Below are 16,363 nucleotides of genomic sequence, written 5' to 3'. Positions count from 1 at the left end.
AAAAGGCATTCTGGATTGGTAACGGGCCGTGACCTATCAACGCCACGCACTGCGGACGTGCAACGAATCGGTAGGCCGGCAGTCTGATCTGGTTTTTCTGGCACTTGCCGCACGGATGGGCGGCCCGCCCAGAAGCGGGCGGCCTAACCGCGAGGAGCGAAGCGGGACCGCGCCTAGGCACGGCGACAGACCGCGCAAAGAAGTCCGCAACTGCTTCGCTCAATGCAGGTCAGGCGGTTCGTAGTGAACCCCGAATTGCTCTGCCAGTTGCGCGAGCGGCCGATCGCGCGTCCAGAGTCGGGTGTTCGGGGTCAACAGCACCGATGCAAGCAGCGTGCAATCCACGGCACCGCATCCGCGCCCATACAGCCGTTCCCGCTCGATCCAGTCCGCTACTTCGCCTGGCGTCGCGCGGCGCGTCTGGCGCAATAACGCGAGATCTCCCAGCGTTCGTGCCCGCGGTTCGGGCGGCGTCCCGCACGTGAGCTCAAGCATCACCAGTGGATGTGTAAGGACGTTATCGACGCTCAGAAGTTGGATAAGGGCTGGTAGTGACCGCCGGAAATGCTCGACCCACACGGACGTGTCGACCAACACACTCATCGGACGATTACCTCAGGAGCGCGGCGCGGGACATCTGCCATGTCGGGCGCGCGACCGCCCAAGGCGGCCAGGCGTTGACCGGCCTGGACGCGCACGAAGGTTTCAAGTGCCGCCCGGAATAGGTCGGCCGGCGGCATGCCAGGTTCGGCGAGTTCGAGTGCGCGCGCATAGAGAGCGTCGTCGACGGTGACGGTGGTACGCATGATGGCTCCTTTGATGCTTTTCCGCATCAATCTTAGCATCAACTCAACAGCGATTCAGTCATTGACAAGCGGATCACCAATCGGCCTGAAGTGGGGCCGTGACGCTTTCGCCAAGGAGATCCGACTACGGTGGCGTTAGAAGTTGGCGAACGTCGCTGGCGCACGCATGGGCAACCGTTTCGATCTCTATGCTCACCCCAAGGCGGGTGTGAGGTGTCGTCAAGCATGTCGTGCCACCACGATAATTGTGTAATGGGCTGCTGCACAATTACCGGCACTGGAAAGCCGTTGCGACCGAAGGCTTATTTGTATTCTTTCGGCGTAGCCGGAAACCGACATGCTTGCCTAGTCCGGACTGTAACTTTTAACTCCGACCCCAATAAAACGATAATAGGTATTATGTTAAATATAGGCTGTCGACCCGAGACCGACTACCGGGACACATTTCTCCCCGCCGAAATTTAACCAGATCGATTCGATCTTTCAGGCGGTATCGCCGGTCGGCGACGTCGCTGAGATCTCTGGCGCATGGATCGACTATCACGGCACTTGAAGCTTACCTTGCGGATACGATGAAATTCTGGTTCAACAGATATCCCGTCCAAACCAATGTGCTGAAGGAGTCCCCGGTCAGTCGGGTAATTCGCTATCGACGATGAAGTTGCCATTCGTATAGCGATACTGCCGAGCAAGAGGTTCTGGTTTCCCGTAATTCGCCCAGCGAATACGGAAGCCGTCTCCCCCCTCGGTCCACGCGATCGCAAGATAGGGAGACTTGTTCCCCGAATCGGTGAACAAGTCGATGTTGTCGATGCAGCTCTGCACCAGCGTCGAGTAGATGGGTTCTGCACGTTTGCCATCCAAGCGAAGTACATAAAGCGTTCCTTCCTCGCCGGCCCCGCAGTAGCCCATTGGATTGTCGCTGGACGATTGATTGATCACCACCATGAGGAATTCATGGCCATCGATCACTCGGGAGCGCGCCGCGGGAAATGCGACGCTCGATGACGCCATCAATGCACGCCGTATCGCGCCAGGAACCTCCAGGGTCCGCACCTTGCCATGCCGGGCGTCGGTCACCACCAGCCGGTGTGCATGTTCCTGCACAATCGGTCCCGTGCTCAGTTGTACAAACTGCGGTTCCGGTGTTTGTGCCATCGCGACGGCACTGAAAGCGCCGAGGACCGCTCCACATAATGCTCTCTTAATTGTTCGCCATGTGGTCTGCATAACAGATACCCGAATAGATCGAGGCGTGTTCATCGGAACGACCTGACTTCCCACTTTTGTACGTGTTTGGTCATCTGTGTCATGCCGTACCCGTTACGCTGGTGATGCTACAAGATTTTCACGGCGGACGAGCATGAACAGATCGTTCTGCACGCGTGTAACGCGCCAATCCACACTGACGTTCGTTTGGCGGCCAACTCGCGCCGGTCGGTTTGCGATCGTTCCCTGTCGTTCACCGGGTCCTATGGCGATAGCCGAAGCGGGTCGCCGCGTCCCGAACATCCCGGCGAGACCTGCGGCCGGCAATCATCAACCGATGCGACGTCGCCGCCGCTGCCCGGGAAGCCAGCTTCCTGAACGAGCCGCCAACGCGTTATATTCTGGTCCCAGGCAGGACCATTCCGGAGCCTCCCGCGATCACCCCCTTCCCTACGCGCTTCTTCACCCCGAGAGAACGATAAAAATGGACCACGCGCAATATTTCAACCAAAGCTCGATCCAGGCCGCGAATCTTCGCCTGCACTATCTATCGCAGTTGCTGCGCGAGCAGACGGGCTCGATCGTCCAGTACGGCATCCTGCGCGGGTTTCCGATCGGCTTCAGTCATTGGGCGGAAGTCGCGGTCGGCGGCTATCTGCTCGGCACCTACGAGATCGCCGTTTGCGCGATCCTGGAAGCGCTCGGATCGCCTGAAAAGGTGCTGGTCGATCTCGGGGCCGCCGACGGCATTTTCGGCATCGGCCTGGTCAGGAACAACGTCTTTGCGCGCAGCCTGTGCTTCGAGATGGACGAGCAACGCCGCCACGCGATCCAGCACCGCGCCGCGGAAATGGGGCTGGCGGACCGCGTCGCCGTCTACGGCAAGGCCGATCGCAACCTGCCCGCGATCCTGTCGGAGCACGGCGGCGAGCCGGCCGGGCGGGTCATCCTGTGCGATATCGAAGGCGCCGAGTTCGACCTGTTCGACGACGCGCTGCTGGAGCACCTCTCCGGCAGCCACGTCATCGTCGAAATCCACGACTTCCTGCTTGCCGACCCGGAGCAAGCCGCCCGCGCATTCGATGAATTGAGTCAGCGCGCGAGCAAGTACTTCAACGTGTACGAGATCCGCGACGGGCTGCGGGACATTCGCAACATCCCGTTGCTGCGACACTGGTCGGACTGGGACGCATGGCTGATGTGCGTCGAGGCGCGCTACCGGATGATGCGGTGGCTCTGGCTCGAGCCGAAAAGCCAGCCGCGACGCTCCGATCAGGACATCGATCGCCTGATCCTCGACTACCAGCGCCGGATTTTCGCCGTGTGACGGACGCGCGCGGCGTGTATCCGCCGCGGCGGCCGCAACGTCACGACCGGGTGCATCCGGGCGAATCGCCGCCCGCTCGAACGAACGCGCGCTGACGATGGATGTGGACGGTAGCGCCTACCCGATTGCATCGTCGCCGGACAACGCCTGCGCCATCTCCGATATCGGCCTGCTCCAGTCACCCAATGTCGCTTGCCGATACAACTGCATCGACCGGTACCACGGCGTGTCTCGATGGCAGTTGGACCAACGCTCGTCGCACGCCGCCGACAGCAGTACCCACACTGGGCGTCCGAGCGCGCCGGCGAGATGGGCAGGCCCCGTATCCACCGTGATCAACAAATCGAGCGCATCGAGGATCACGGCCGTGTCGCCGAAATCGCTCAGCTCCTCACTGATGACGCCAATGCCATGTTTATCGAGCACCGCATATTCGTCGTCGGTGATCTTGCCGAACTGCAGCGCATGGAAACGGCTCTCGGGCGCACCGAACAACGGCGCAAGTTGCGCCAGCGGGATCGATCGATAGGGTTCGTGGCGCACCGAGGTACCGCTACGCCAGATCAGGCCTATCTCGCGAACGCCGTGGCGTCGATTTTTGAAAATGTCGGCAACCCGCGCCGTCATTTCCCGTCCGGCCGGTGCCTGCAAGTAGGAATCGGTGTAGCTGGGAAAGTATGGCGTCGCCTGATAGCGCACGAAGAGGTCGAAGGTGCAGATGACGCAATCACTTTGGTCGATTGCACTGCGGGCATCTTCTACGACGGTGATCCAATCCCATGCGGAAAATATCGCCGCCAGCGTGTTCGGCGCCTGCAACACGACAGCCTGTGCCCCTTCGTCCCGCAAGAGATGCAAATACCGAGAAAACATGATCACGTCGCCCAGCCCGCCCTCCTGAACGACGAGGACACGCTTTCCCGCGACCGATTCGTCGAATCGCAGAAGCTTGCCGACGATTTTTTCGTACTCGACGGTATCGCTTCGATAGATGTTGGAAACGATACCGGCTCGGCTCCAGGTATCGCGCAGCCTTCGGCTCAGGGCGTGGGCTTCGCGAAAACGACCTTGAGCGTATTGCGAAATCGCGAGTTCGACCTGCACGATTCTGAGATCGGGCTCGTGATCAAGTTCGGCGACGGCCTGAGTCAATAACGTTTCGGCCTGCGAAAAAAGGCCGAGATAGTTCATGTCGATGCCGATCTGCGCGCGAAAGAATGGCGCTTCGATGCGATCCGCAAGCTCCTTCGTCAATCGAATCGCTTCCTCCGCGTGGCCCGACAACCTGAGCGCGCGCCCCAGCGCGAGTCCGGTGCTCGCGGATTTCTCACGAAGGTAAGCGTTGTATGCAACGTCGAGCCCGAATTGATCGCTTGTCAATTTATCCCCGCATGGAATTCCGGTGATTCGGTTTCTATATACGATCGAGTTTTATTTTGGGCGCCGTCGGCACGACGACGTATCGCGGTCGCCATTTCCGGTATCGGCCACCACCACGCGATTCACCCGTACTGGTGCTTGCGGTCGCGGGCTGCGGGCAATATGCCGCTTGCGCGCGACCTCAACCCATGAACGCGACAGGAAGACGGCCGGCCGTCGGCGGCATGCCGCTACGACGCCGCGGTCACTTGCCGAACCTTACACTTTGCCCGCGCGACATAAAAGCCCTCCACCCGGGAACATTTGTCAAATAACTTGAATGACCGACAACGGGCCGACGATTTCCCTTAACATCCACCGTCATGTCGGCTCACGTCGAACATGATCGACCGATCGTCGGGCATCGGCTATCGATCGTTCTATTGGACGCCCGCCCGGCACCGCTTTCATCCGCACCCCAAGACCGATCATGTTCCAGACTCCGGGAGATTCCTTCGTCAACGGCTCGCTGCTGGGCCTGTGCATCGAGGTGCCGATTGCCGTGCTGGTTTCGCTGGCCATGCACGGTGTCGACTGGAACGGCCCGCGCGTCGCGATGCTCGTCGCCACGCCCGTGCTGATCGCGTGCGTTGCGCTGCTGACCCGTCCGGTCGCATTCAGCACGGTATGGAAGCACAAGCGCTCGCCCTTCGAGCTCGACGACAATCTCCGCGCATCGATCTACGGCCGGCTCTGCGGAATCGCGCTCGGCGTGGTATTCGGCATCATGGTCGCGACGACGTTCTCCTGATCCGGTCGCCCGAACCGTCCGACGAAACCCTCATCGCCGCCGGTCGGCAAGCGCTTCCCGTTTCCTCGCGTCACCTCGCCGCAACCAGCGGATCGAACAACGTATCCCACAACGGCGCGACACGGGCCGGGCCGTTCAACACGCCGATGCGGGCAAACAGGCCCGCTCCCGCCCTACCAACGCTGTGCGGAATCGATACGCGAACGTGCGTAGCGCATCGGTTGGCCCTCGCCTAGCGGGGCGTTGTGTAAACGCATCGTCATGCGAACGACGGGTATTGCGTACATCGAACGATTTCATCGATCGATATGACCGCAGAGGTACATTTTCGGCACGCAACGTTCGCGGTCCGCGCGATGCGTTCGCCGCAGCAGGCGTGCCGGACGCGATCGCGGCGCACCTGCCGGGCCGACGGCAACGCACATTACAAATCGGCCGCGCAGCGATTTACAAACCACGGATCGGCCGTTCGTCGGCGCGTTCGTCGTCAATAGCATCGTGATCCTCACAAACGTATTGATAACAACAGAGGATGGTCATGATCAAAAAAACGGTGGCGCTGGGTTTGGTTTCGATCGGTTCGGTCAGCGCGCATGCGCAGAGTTCGGTGACGTTGTACGGCGTGGTCGACGCCGGCATCGCGTATACGAACAACCAGGGCGGCGCGAGCAACATCCAGCAGACGAGCGGCAAGCTGAGCGGCAGCCGCTGGGGCCTGAAAGGCGCGGAAGATCTCGGCGGCGGCCTGCAGGCGGTCTTCACGCTGGAAAGCGGGTTCCGGCCGAGCGACGGCGGGCTCGGCCAGGGCGGCCGCCTGTTCGGCCGGTCCGCGTACGTGGGCCTCGGCAAGCAAGGCCTCGGCACGCTGACGTTCGGCCGTCAGTACGAGCCGATCACCGATCTCGTCGCGCAGTACTCGGGGGCGGGTTTCTGGTCGCCGGCCACGCACGTGGGCGACAACGACAACATGAACCAGAGCTTCCGGCTGAACAACGCGGTGAAGTTCCGCAGCGACGCGATCGCCGGCTTCACGGCCGACCTGCTCTATGCATTCAGCAACCAGGCCAATGGCGGCGCGGGCACCGGATTCTCGAACAACAACGCGTGGGGTGCATCGGCGAACTACGTGAACGGCCCGCTGTCGATCGGCGGCGGTTATGTGCGATTCAACCATCCGAATGCGACGTCGAATACGAGCGGCGCGGTGGGCGGCGCGACCTCGACCACCGGCAACGACTACAGCGGCGCGTTCTTCTACGGGCTGAACGGCGGCGTACTGAAGCAGCAGATCGGCGCGGCGGGCGCGAACTACGCGCTCGGCCGTACGACGCTCGGCTTCGCATGGAGCCACACGCAGCTCGACTATCTCGACGGCTCGTCGCGCAAGTTCAACAACTACGACGTGAACGCGCGCTACCAGATCACGCCGGCGGCGACGCTGATCGGCGTCTATACGTTTACCGATGGGCGCGCGAGCGGCTTGCCGGGCACGCGCGGCCAGACGCTGAAGCCGCGCTGGCACCAGTTCACGCTCGGGTTCGACTATGCGTTGTCGAAGCGCACCGATATCTACGTGTCGGGGATCTACCAGCTCGCGGCCGGCGATGCGAGCACCGCGACGTCGGGCGGCTATCGCAAGATCGCGGCGATCTCGAACATCGGCAGCGCGTCGTCGACGAACCGCCAGCTTGCGTTCGTCAGCGGGCTGCGCGTGAAGTTCTGACGGCGCCTGCATCGGGCGCGGCGCGACAAGCACGATGCGCAAGGCGGCAATCGTTGTTTGCCGCGCCGCACCCGGTTGCCGAAAATGCTCGCTTCCCTGCGCGCGGCTCCCGTACGCGACATGCGTTCGACCACGACCGATTCCCGTTTTCCTCGCCGTATAGGGACGGGACGCCCCTGGCGCACGTGAGAAGCCGGTTTCAGGTTGCGTGATGCATGCGCCGGGCCCGTCAGTGCTGGATGCCCCAGCGCCGCACGGTCGCGCGTTCGAGCGTGTCGAACACGAGGTTCTCGATCAGCAGCCCGATCACGATGACGGCCGCCAGACCCGCGAACACGCGATCCGTATACAGCTCGTTGCGGTTCTGGAAGATGTACCAGCCGAGGCCGCCCTGCCCCGCGCTCGCGCCGAACACGAGTTCGGCCGCGATCAGCGTGCGCCATGCGAAGGCCCAGCCGACGCGCAAGCCGGACAGGACCGACGGCAGCGCGGCCGGCACGAGAATCAGCGCGATCTGGCGCAGCCCCGTGAGCCCGTAGTTGCGCCCGGCCATTTTCAGCGTGGCGGGCACGCCGGCAAAGCCGGTATACATGCTGAGCGCGAGCGGCCACAGCACCGCATGCACGAGCACGAACAGCAGGCTGCCGGTGCCGAGCCCGAACCACAGCAGCGCGATCGGCAGCAACGCGATCGACGGCAGCGGATTGAACATCGACGTGAGCATCGTCAGCAGATCGCGGCCGATGCGCGTGGATACCGCAAGCGACGTCAGCGCGAACGCCAGCAGCACGCCCAGCGCATAGCCGCGCAGCAGTACCGACATCGAGATGCCGGTCTTGACCAGCAGTTCGCCCGACTCGATGCCTTGCACGAACGCGGCCAGCGTCGCGCCGAAAGTCGGGACGAGCAGATCGTTCGCGACGATGCGCGCGACGATCTCCCATGCGGCGATCAACACGAGCGCGATGACGCTGCGGCGAAACCACGCTGCGCCGCCGATGCGGCGCATGAGCGGCGCCGGCGCCGCGCGCTCGGCGTCGGGCAGCGCGTCGAGCGTGCGCGTGTATTCGGCGCGCACGGGCGGCAGCGGCGGCAGGAGGGGATCGAGCGTACTCACGATGCGGCGTCCTCCGTCGTCGGTGCGCGGGGTGCGTCGGTGTCGAACAGCAGGCGATGGATCCGCGCGACGTTGTCGCGGAAGTCGCCGGTGTCGACGTTCTCGAGCGAATGCTCGTGACTGTTGAGCTCGGCGCGCACGCGGCCCGGATGCGGCGACAGCAGCAGAATCCGGTTGCCGACCACGAGCGCCTCCTCGATCGAATGCGTGACGAACAGCAGCGTGAAGCGGAATTCGTCCCACAGCCGCAGCAGTTCCTCCTGCATCTTGCGGCGCGTGAGCGCGTCGAGCGCGGCGAACGGCTCGTCCATCAGCAGCACGCGCGGCTGCATCGCCAGCGCCCGTGCAATCGCGACGCGCTGTTTCATGCCGCCCGACAGCGTATGCGGATAAGCGTCCGCAAACGTGCCGAGGCCGACCTTGTCGAGATAGTGCAGCGCGCGCTCGCGTGCTTCGGCGCGCGACAGCTTCGCGGCGGTGCGCAACGGAAACGCGACGTTCTCGACGACCGTCTTCCACGGCGGCAACTGATCGAATTCCTGGAACACGACGATGCGGTCCGGCCCCGGCCCGCGTACCGGTCGGCCGTCGAGCGCGATCGAACCCGAGACGGGCTCGATGAAGCCGGCGATCGCCTTCAGCAGCGTCGACTTCCCGCACCCCGACGGGCCGAGCAGCACGAAGCGGTCGCTGCCGTACACGTCGAAGCTCACCCGATGCGTCGCGCGAACGATCCGCGCGCCGCTGCGGTATTCGAGGCTGACCTCGTCGATGGCGAGCAGGCGTTCGCTGTGCGTACCGGCGGGCGCGGCGTTCGCCGCGGGCCGCCCGGCGGCGCGTGTGTCGGGCGCGGCGGATGCGGCCGGCGACGCGCCGTCGCGCGCCGCATACGGCGGCAACCAGGTTCGGGGAGAAGTGGCGTTCACGATCGAATCTCTTGCGGGCAAAGCATCAACATACGGCCGGGCGTCGTGCGGACCAACCATCGATTGCGCATATCGAAACCGCGCCGACGCATAAGCGTCGATCGCGGCGTCGCAGCATCGGCGCCACTCAACTGCCGCCGGCCGTCGCGGGATCGTCGAAGAAATAATCGCGCCACGACTTCGGTTCGTTGCGGATCGCGCCGGTGCGATGCATGAACTGCGCGAGCGGCAGCGTATTCTGCGGCGCGGTCTTGAACTGCACCTGCGGATTGCGCAGGATCTTCAGCAGCAGCGCGCGATCGATCTTCGACGCGTTCACGCGAATATAGGTATCGGCCGCCCGCTCCGGATCGGCCGCGATCTGTCGGGCGGCATCGGCCAGTGCGGCGACGAACGCGCGGTAGGTCTTCGGGTTGTCGTCGCGGAATTTCTCGGTCGCGTACAGCACCGTCGCGGAGCTCGGGCCGCCGAGCACGTCATACGAATTCAGCACGATGTGCGCGTTCGGGTTGCCGGCGAGCTCCTGCTCCTGGAACGGCGGATTGCCGAAGTGACCGGTGATCACGTTGCTGTTCGCGAGAATCGCGGCCGTCGCGTCGGGATGGGGAATCGCCTGCGTGAGGGCGTCGAGCTTGTCGAACTGCTTGTCGCCCCACTGCTTCGCGGCCGCGTACTGCAGCACGCGCGACTGCACCGACACGCCGACCGCCGGCACCGCGATCCGGTCCTTCGCGCTCAGGTCGACGATCGTCTTCACGTTCGGGTTGCTGCTCACGAGGTAGTACGGAAAATTGCCGAGCGACGCGACGCCCTTCACGTTTTGCCGGCCGCGCGTGCGGTCCCACACGGTCAGGAGCGGGCCGACGCCCGCGCCCGCGACGTCCACCGCGCCGGACAACAGCGCGTCGTTCACGGCCGCGCCGCCCGACAGCCGCACCCAGTCGACCTTGATGTCGAGGCCGGCCTTGCGCCCTTCCTTCTCGATCAGTTGCTGGTCGCGCGCGACGTTCAGCATCAGGTAGACGACGCCGAACTGCTCGGCGATGCGGATGCGGCCCTCCGCGTGCGCGGCTTGCGGGATCGCTGCGCCCGCGAAAGCGAGTGCGGCGGTGAGCGTGGCCGCCAGCGCGCGGCGCGCCGGCAAAAACGAAAACGACATCGGAACTCCGTTCAGGAAGGGGCGGAAATGAACGACGCGGCGCGCGGCTCAGAAAGGCGCGTCGCCTTCGATCGTCGTGCGGTACAGCTTGCGGCGCAGGTGGTCGGGCGTGCCGGCGGCGAGATGCATCAGCGAACGGTTGTCCCAGAACACCAGGTCGTGATCGCGCCATGCGTGCCGATACAGGTGTTCGGCGCGCACGCTATGCGCGAACAATTCGTCGAGCAGCGCGCGGCTTTCGTCGTCGGGCAGCCCGACGATGCGCGTCGTGAAATGCTCGCTGACGAACAGCGCCTTGCGGCCGGTTTCCGGATGCGTGCGCACGACCGGATGAACGACCGCCGCGACCTGCGCGATCTGCTCGGGCGACAGGTTGGGCCGCCACGGGCTGCGCGCCTGCAATTCCGCATAGCGCGCGAGATACGTATGCTCCGCGCGCCGCCCTTCGACCGCGCGGCGCAGATGGGCCGGCAGCGTGTCCCATGCGAGATGCATGTTCGCGAACAGCGTGTCGCCGCCTTCCGCCGGCAGCTCCTGCGCGTGCAGCAGCGAGCCGAGGCTCGGCTTTTCCTTGTACGACAGGTCGGAATGCCAGAAATGGCCGGCGTCGCCGAGCCCGATCGGTTTGCCGTTCTCGACGATGTTCGACACGATCAGCACTTCCGGGTGGCCGGCCAGCGCGAACTGGTGCAGCACGTGAATCTGCAGCGGACCGAAGCGGCGACTGAACGCGATGTGCTCGTCCGGCGTGATGCGCTGATCGCGAAATACCAGCACGTGGTGATCGAGATGCGCGCGATGGATGCGCGCGAAATCGTCGGCATCGAGCGGTTTCGACAGGTCGAGGCCGATCACTTCGGCGCCGAGCGGCGCATCGAACGGCACGATGTCGAAGTGCTGCGCCAAGCCGTCCGGCCGCGCGGCGGGATGCCCGGTGGACAGCGTTGCGGCGTCGCGGATGGCGGTAGTCGTCACGGCACGGCTCCTGATTCGGTCAAAACGCGAATCTACGAGGGCGTGCCGGCGGGCGTCAACGAAGCGATTCGGATACGTTTATCTGCTGCGGTGATAAAGATCGCTGCTCGCGCATACGGCGCCGATTCGGGCGAAATCGGCGATCGCCATCGATGGCGGGAGGGTCCGGCCGCGCAGCGCTGCGCTACGCCGCCAGCCAACTAAGGTTGTCCAGCGCCGCCCGACGCACCATAGATCTGCCCGGTCACATAGCTCGCGCGCGACGACAGCAGCTCGACATAGATCGACGCGATCTCGGCCGGTTGCCCCGGCCGCCCCATCGGCACCTGCTCGCCGAACGTCTCCACGTTGTGCGTCGTCTGTCCGCCGCTGACCTGCAACGGCGTCCAGAACGGCCCCGGCGCGACGCCGTTCACGCGGATGCCGCGCTTGATCATCTGCTTCGCGAGCCCCTTCGTGAAGTTCGCGATCGCCGCTTTCGTCATCGCGTAGTCCAGCAGGTTCGCGGACGGGTCGTACGCATTGACCGACGTCGTATTGACGATCGCCGAACCGGGCGGCATGTGCGCAATCGCGGCCCGCGTGATCCAGAACATCGCGTAAAGGTTGGTGCGCAGCGTCCAGTCGAACTGCTCCGTGCTGATGTCGAGGATCGATTCGTGGCTCTGCTGGCGAGCCGCGTTGTTCACGAGGATGTCGAGCCCGCCGAGCGCGGCAACCGCCCGCTCGACGAGCCCGTTGCACGCGCCTTCGCTGCGGATGTCGACCGGCAGCGGCACCGCCTTGCGTCCCGCGCTACGGATGAGATCCACGACTTCGCGCGCATCGGGCTCTTCGTCGGGCAGATAGACGATCGCGACGTCCGCGCCTTCTCGCGCACAGGCGATCGCCACCGCGCGGCCGATGCCCGAGTCGCCGCCGGTGATCAGCGCCTTGCGGCCGTCGAGCCGGCCGCTGCCGCGATAGCTGCGCTCGCCGTGATCGGGACGCGGCGTCATGCGGCCCGCGAGGCCCGGCCACGGCTGGTGCTGCTGCGGAAACGGCGCATGCGGATAGAGCGTGCGCGGATCGCGCGGCGCCGTATCGCCGACGTCGGGCGGGCCGCCCGTTTGCGCGATCGTCGGCAGGGCGACGCTGGCGACCAGTCCGGCCGTCGTGCCCTGCACCCATTTGCGACGGGATTCGGAAACTTCGTCTGATGACATGATGGACTCCGGTGCGTGGATGGCGAAACGGAACGTCGCGATTCGGGCGGCGGCGCCGCTACAGCGGCCGCGGCCGGTTGCCCGAATCGTCGGGCGCGTCGTGCTCGTCCGGCCATGGCTTGCCGGCCGGATCGCGCGCCTCGGTCTGGCGCGGATCGTCCGGCACGACCTTGCGCGCCTGGTCGTCCGGAATCGTGTCGAGCTCGCCGCCGCCGGACGCATGGCCGGAGCGCACGGTCGATGCGCGGCCGGGTGTCGGCTTGCGCCGGTCCGGCGCGTCGGCCGCTTCGCGTGCCGGGTCGGGCGACGCGGGGTTCTTGCGTCGAGTTTCCTGGGTCATGACTCTCTCCCTGTTCGGATGGTGTCGGGCCGACCGCGCGCCGGGCGCACGGGATCCGCCATCGTGCGTGTCCCGCATGCTCGTCCCGGTACGGCCGTCGCCGGATCGCGGCCGGACACGTTTCACCGCCGGCGCCGCCTTTCGTGCGCAACCTCGCCGGTCGGTACCGCATCGACGTCCTGCAGCGGCTCGCCGGGGATGCGGCGCTTCGCGGACTGATCGGCCGGCAAATCCTCCGTCTGCCCGGCGCGCGCGTCCACGCTGCCGCCTTCCGCATCGAGTTGCTGCTCGGCCCGCCGCCAGTATTCGTCGGCGCTGCCGTCCGGCGCGCCGTCCGCCTGCCACAGCCGGTACGCCCGCTCGCGGATCCGCGTTTCCCTGTCTTCGTTCATGCCGTTCTCCGTGTCTGCCATGGCGATCACCGATCCGGGCGCGACGGCGCCGACACCGCACCGAGCGTCGACGACATCGCGCCGTCCGCGGCCGTCGCCAGATCGCCCAGCGCGACGATGCCGACCAGCCGCTTCTGTCGGTCGACCACCGGCACGCGGCGAATCTGCGCGTCTTCCATCTTCTTTTGCACCGCCGAAACGTCGTCGTCCTCGTAACACCAGTTCGCGGGTCCGCTGACGACGCCCTCGACCGCCTCGTCCGGCGGCACGCCCATCGACACCGCGCGCACGACGATGTCGCGGTCCGTCAGCATGCCGATCAACCGTGTGCCGTCACATACGGGCAGCGCGCCGACGTTCAGGTCGTCCATCAGCCTGGCCGCATCGCGCAGGCTCTGCGTCGGGCCGATGGCCGCGGCGTCGCGGGTCATCACTTCCGATACACGTGTCATGTTTCGCTCCTTGGAAAGCCGCCCACGGCGGCCTGCTTCACGAGCATCGCGCGTTCCGGCCGTCGCGCGGGTCAGTCCTCCGTCGAGCAGCGCACCGACGTCAGGCCGGCCGATTCGACGATCCGCATCAGTTGCTTCAGCATCGCGTCGGCGTCGGGCGCTTCGCGCCACTGCACGAACATTTCCTCCTCGCGCACCGCGCATGCGGTCGTTTCGCTAAAACGCTTGGTCCGGCACGTGAAACCCGCGGCGCACAGTTGCTCGCCCAGTTGGGCGCGCGCAACCGACCCCAGCGGATATTCGACCGTGACCCGCGCGGTCCTGACGCGCCGCAAGCGCTGCTCGACCAACCGCAGCGGCCAGACGACCAGCAGCGCCAGCACCAGCCCGAGCGCGCCGAGCGACAACTGGCCGCCGCCGATGCACAGCCCGATGACCGTCACGAACCACAGCGTCGCGGCGGTCGTGACGCCGGACACGAGGCCGTCGCGATGAAGGATCGCGCCGCCGCCGATGAAGCCCATCCCGGTCAGGATGCCGAGCGGCAGCCGCATCAGGTCGAGCACCGAGAACGCGCCCTCCGGTTTGCCCGCTTGCAGCAACAGCGCATTGACCTGCAGCATCGACAGGCACGCGGCGAGACAGACGAGGATCGTCGTGCGCAGTCCGGCCGTCTTGCCGGATTCGCTGCGATCGACGCCGATCAGCCCGCCCGCGACGAGCGCCAGCAGGATCCTGACGAGAACGTCGTGCCACTGCAGTACGACCGGCATCGGTTCCATGCGCGCCTCCCATGCAAATCGTCATGTGTCGGGGCGCGAACGCCGCCGACGACGCTCGACCGAGCAAGGACCGGACCCGCGTTCGGGGTGCGGCGGCGCGTGTAGCGAGTCGGACGGAATTGTAGAAAGGGGCGTTGCGCGCGTACCGCGCGTACCGCGGGAGAGCGACCGACGGCCGCCGTCGGCTTTGGCCCGCGCTTTGCGACGACCGGACAAAATGCATTCGAGCGATCGTGCCGCACGGGCCCGAATCGTGCCCCGCACGCCCGATTACGCCGCGGCGACCGCCGCCCACGCTCGCCCTGCCCGATACGCCCCCTTACGAAGGAGTTCGACCATGCTCACGCAGAAAACGAAAGACATCGTCAAGGCCACGGCCCCTGTCCTCGCGCAACACGGTTACGACATCATCAAATGCTTCTATACGCGCCTGTTCGACGCGCATCCGGAGCTGAAGAACGTGTTCAACATGGCGCACCAGGAACAGGGCCAGCAGCAGCAGGCGCTGGCGCGCGCCGTCTATGCCTATGCGGAAAACATCGAAGACCCGGGCAGCCTCGCGGCCGTGCTGAAGAACATCGCGAACAAGCACGCGAGCCTGGGCGTGCGGCCCGAGCACTACCCGATCGTCGGCGAACACCTGCTCGCGGCGATCAAGGAGACGCTCGGCGACGCGGCCACCGACGACATCATCTCGGCGTGGGCGCAGGCCTACGGCAACCTCGCCGACGTGTTGATGGGCATGGAAAGCGGCTTGTACGAACGGTCGTCGGGACAACTCGGCGGCTGGACCGGCTGGCGCAGCTTCGTCGTGCGCGAGAAGCGGCCGGAGAGCACCGTGATCACCTCGTTCATCCTGGAACCGGCCGACGGCAAGCCGGTCGCGAACTTCGAGCCGGGCCAGTACATCAGCGTCGCGGTCGACGTGCCCGAGCTCGGCCTGCAGCAGATTCGCCAGTACAGCCTGTCGGACATGCCGAACGGACATACGTACCGGATTTCGGTGAAGCGCGAAAGCGGCGGCGCCTATCCGCCCGGCTATGTCTCGTGCCTGCTGCACGACCGCGTGAACGTCGGCGACGAGATCAAGGTGGCGGCGCCGTACGGCAGCTTCCACATCGACGTCAACGCGAAAACGCCGATCGTGCTGATCAGCGGCGGCGTCGGGCTGACGCCGATGATCAGCATGCTCAAGCGCGCGATCCAGGATCCGCAGCGGCAGGTGGTGTTCGTGCACGGCGCGCGCAACAGCGGCGTACATGCGATGCGCGACCGGCTGCGCGAGACCGCGAACACGTATGCGAACTTCAATCTCGTCGTGTTCTACGACGATCCGCTACCGCAGGACATCGAAGGAACGGATTACGACCTGAAGGGTCTGGTCGACGTCAACGCGATCAAGGGCGCGATCCTCTTGCCCGATGCCGATTACTACATCTGCGGCCCCGTACCGTTCATGCGGATGCAGCACGATGCGCTGAAGAACCTCGGCATCCACGAGGCGCGGATTCACTACGAGGTGTTCGGGCCGGATCTGTTCGCCGAATGAGCGCGGGCCTCCGCTCGTCGCGCGGGACGGCGGCGGCGGACTCACTGCCGCCCGCAACCATCTTCCGGACCTCCTCGTCGGCATGGCCGACGGAGCACGCGTGCCCACGCACGACGCGCGCCCTCGATCTCCGTATCCGATCGGATACCGACGTCCTCGCTGCAATCATTTCGCGACATTCGGTTCCCGATCGGGTACGAAACGACGTCCCGTGTGTCGCGATTGCTTCTT

At 65.2% G+C, this 16,363-nt stretch carries 17 protein-coding genes; 4 read left to right on the top strand and 13 right to left on the bottom strand.

The window, feature by feature from the left end:
• Window positions 1-219: 219 nt before the first annotated feature.
• From WT53_RS30695 to WT53_RS33725, 3 genes are all read right to left on the bottom strand, one after another.
• Window positions 220-603, bottom strand: a complete 384-nt coding sequence (locus WT53_RS30695) for a type II toxin-antitoxin system VapC family toxin (RefSeq protein ID WP_060262605.1) — start codon at window positions 601-603, stop codon at window positions 220-222.
• Complete coding sequence (locus tag WT53_RS30690; RefSeq protein ID WP_059827509.1) at window positions 600-806, bottom strand: DUF2191 domain-containing protein; 207 nt, start codon at window positions 804-806, stop codon at window positions 600-602. The genes WT53_RS30695 and WT53_RS30690 overlap by 4 nt, the downstream gene beginning before the upstream one ends.
• Window positions 807-1,436: 630 nt before the next feature.
• Entirely contained in the window at window positions 1,437-2,036 is a 600-nt protein-coding gene (locus WT53_RS33725) for a hypothetical protein (protein ID WP_156447919.1), read from the bottom strand.
• A gap of 244 nt (window positions 2,037-2,280) precedes the next feature.
• On the opposite strand from WT53_RS33725, the gene WT53_RS30680 reads away from it, so the two are divergent.
• Window positions 2,281-3,342: a hypothetical protein gene (locus WT53_RS30680; RefSeq protein ID WP_257127892.1), complete on the top strand. Its 1,062-nt coding sequence runs from the start codon at window positions 2,281-2,283 to the stop codon at window positions 3,340-3,342.
• A 117-nt stretch (window positions 3,343-3,459) separates the two neighbouring features.
• Here WT53_RS30680 and WT53_RS30675 read toward each other — a convergent pair whose 3' ends face one another.
• Window positions 3,460-4,722 (bottom strand): glycosyltransferase family 9 protein, encoded by a 1,263-nt coding sequence (locus WT53_RS30675; RefSeq protein WP_059779909.1) that lies wholly within the window; start codon window positions 4,720-4,722, stop codon window positions 3,460-3,462.
• Window positions 4,723-5,191: 469 nt separating this feature from the next.
• On the opposite strand from WT53_RS30675, the gene WT53_RS30670 reads away from it, so the two are divergent.
• Window positions 5,192-5,512, top strand: coding sequence for a hypothetical protein (locus tag WT53_RS30670; RefSeq protein ID WP_059827280.1), 321 nt, complete (start codon window positions 5,192-5,194; stop codon window positions 5,510-5,512).
• Window positions 5,513-6,050: 538 nt separating this feature from the next.
• On the top strand, window positions 6,051-7,235 hold the full coding sequence (locus WT53_RS30665) for a porin (RefSeq protein ID WP_034209485.1): 1,185 nt from the start codon (window positions 6,051-6,053) through the stop codon (window positions 7,233-7,235).
• Window positions 7,236-7,464: 229 nt separating this feature from the next.
• On the opposite strand, the gene WT53_RS30660 is transcribed toward WT53_RS30665, so the two are convergent.
• From WT53_RS30660 to WT53_RS30620, 9 genes are all read right to left on the bottom strand, one after another.
• Window positions 7,465-8,352: an ABC transporter permease gene (locus WT53_RS30660; RefSeq protein WP_034209168.1), complete on the bottom strand. Its 888-nt coding sequence runs from the start codon at window positions 8,350-8,352 to the stop codon at window positions 7,465-7,467.
• Window positions 8,349-9,338, bottom strand: coding sequence for an ABC transporter ATP-binding protein (locus WT53_RS30655; protein WP_060262601.1), 990 nt, complete (start codon window positions 9,336-9,338; stop codon window positions 8,349-8,351). The genes WT53_RS30660 and WT53_RS30655 overlap by 4 nt, the downstream gene beginning before the upstream one ends.
• A 67-nt stretch (window positions 9,339-9,405) precedes the next feature.
• Window positions 9,406-10,437: an ABC transporter substrate-binding protein gene (locus WT53_RS30650; RefSeq protein WP_060262599.1), complete on the bottom strand. Its 1,032-nt coding sequence runs from the start codon at window positions 10,435-10,437 to the stop codon at window positions 9,406-9,408.
• A gap of 48 nt (window positions 10,438-10,485) precedes the next feature.
• Window positions 10,486-11,412, bottom strand: coding sequence for a TauD/TfdA family dioxygenase (locus WT53_RS30645; protein ID WP_034209171.1), 927 nt, complete (start codon window positions 11,410-11,412; stop codon window positions 10,486-10,488).
• A 200-nt stretch (window positions 11,413-11,612) separates the two neighbouring features.
• Window positions 11,613-12,617, bottom strand: coding sequence for an SDR family oxidoreductase (locus tag WT53_RS30640; RefSeq protein ID WP_034209172.1), 1,005 nt, complete (start codon window positions 12,615-12,617; stop codon window positions 11,613-11,615).
• A gap of 58 nt (window positions 12,618-12,675) precedes the next feature.
• Complete coding sequence (locus WT53_RS30635) at window positions 12,676-12,957, bottom strand: hypothetical protein (RefSeq protein ID WP_060262597.1); 282 nt, start codon at window positions 12,955-12,957, stop codon at window positions 12,676-12,678.
• A 122-nt stretch (window positions 12,958-13,079) separates the two neighbouring features.
• Window positions 13,080-13,349 (bottom strand): DUF2934 domain-containing protein, encoded by a 270-nt coding sequence (locus WT53_RS30630; protein WP_179949062.1) that lies wholly within the window; start codon window positions 13,347-13,349, stop codon window positions 13,080-13,082.
• Window positions 13,350-13,375: 26 nt separating this feature from the next.
• Entirely contained in the window at window positions 13,376-13,801 is a 426-nt protein-coding gene (locus tag WT53_RS30625) for a CBS domain-containing protein (protein WP_060262593.1), read from the bottom strand.
• A gap of 71 nt (window positions 13,802-13,872) precedes the next feature.
• Entirely contained in the window at window positions 13,873-14,583 is a 711-nt protein-coding gene (locus tag WT53_RS30620) for an MgtC/SapB family protein (protein WP_060262591.1), read from the bottom strand.
• Between the two features lie 337 nt (window positions 14,584-14,920).
• Between WT53_RS30620 and hmpA the strand changes: the two genes are divergently transcribed.
• Window positions 14,921-16,132 carry an NO-inducible flavohemoprotein gene (hmpA, locus tag WT53_RS30615; protein WP_059779915.1) on the top strand — a complete coding sequence of 404 codons (1,212 nt, stop codon included), beginning with the start codon at window positions 14,921-14,923 and terminating at the stop codon, window positions 16,130-16,132.
• Window positions 16,133-16,363: the final 231 nt, after the last annotated feature.

The organism is Burkholderia sp. MSMB2157WGS, assembly GCF_001532755.1.
GTDB lineage: Bacteria > Pseudomonadota > Gammaproteobacteria > Burkholderiales > Burkholderiaceae > Burkholderia.
This window is presented reverse-complemented; position numbering and strand designations above follow the sequence as displayed.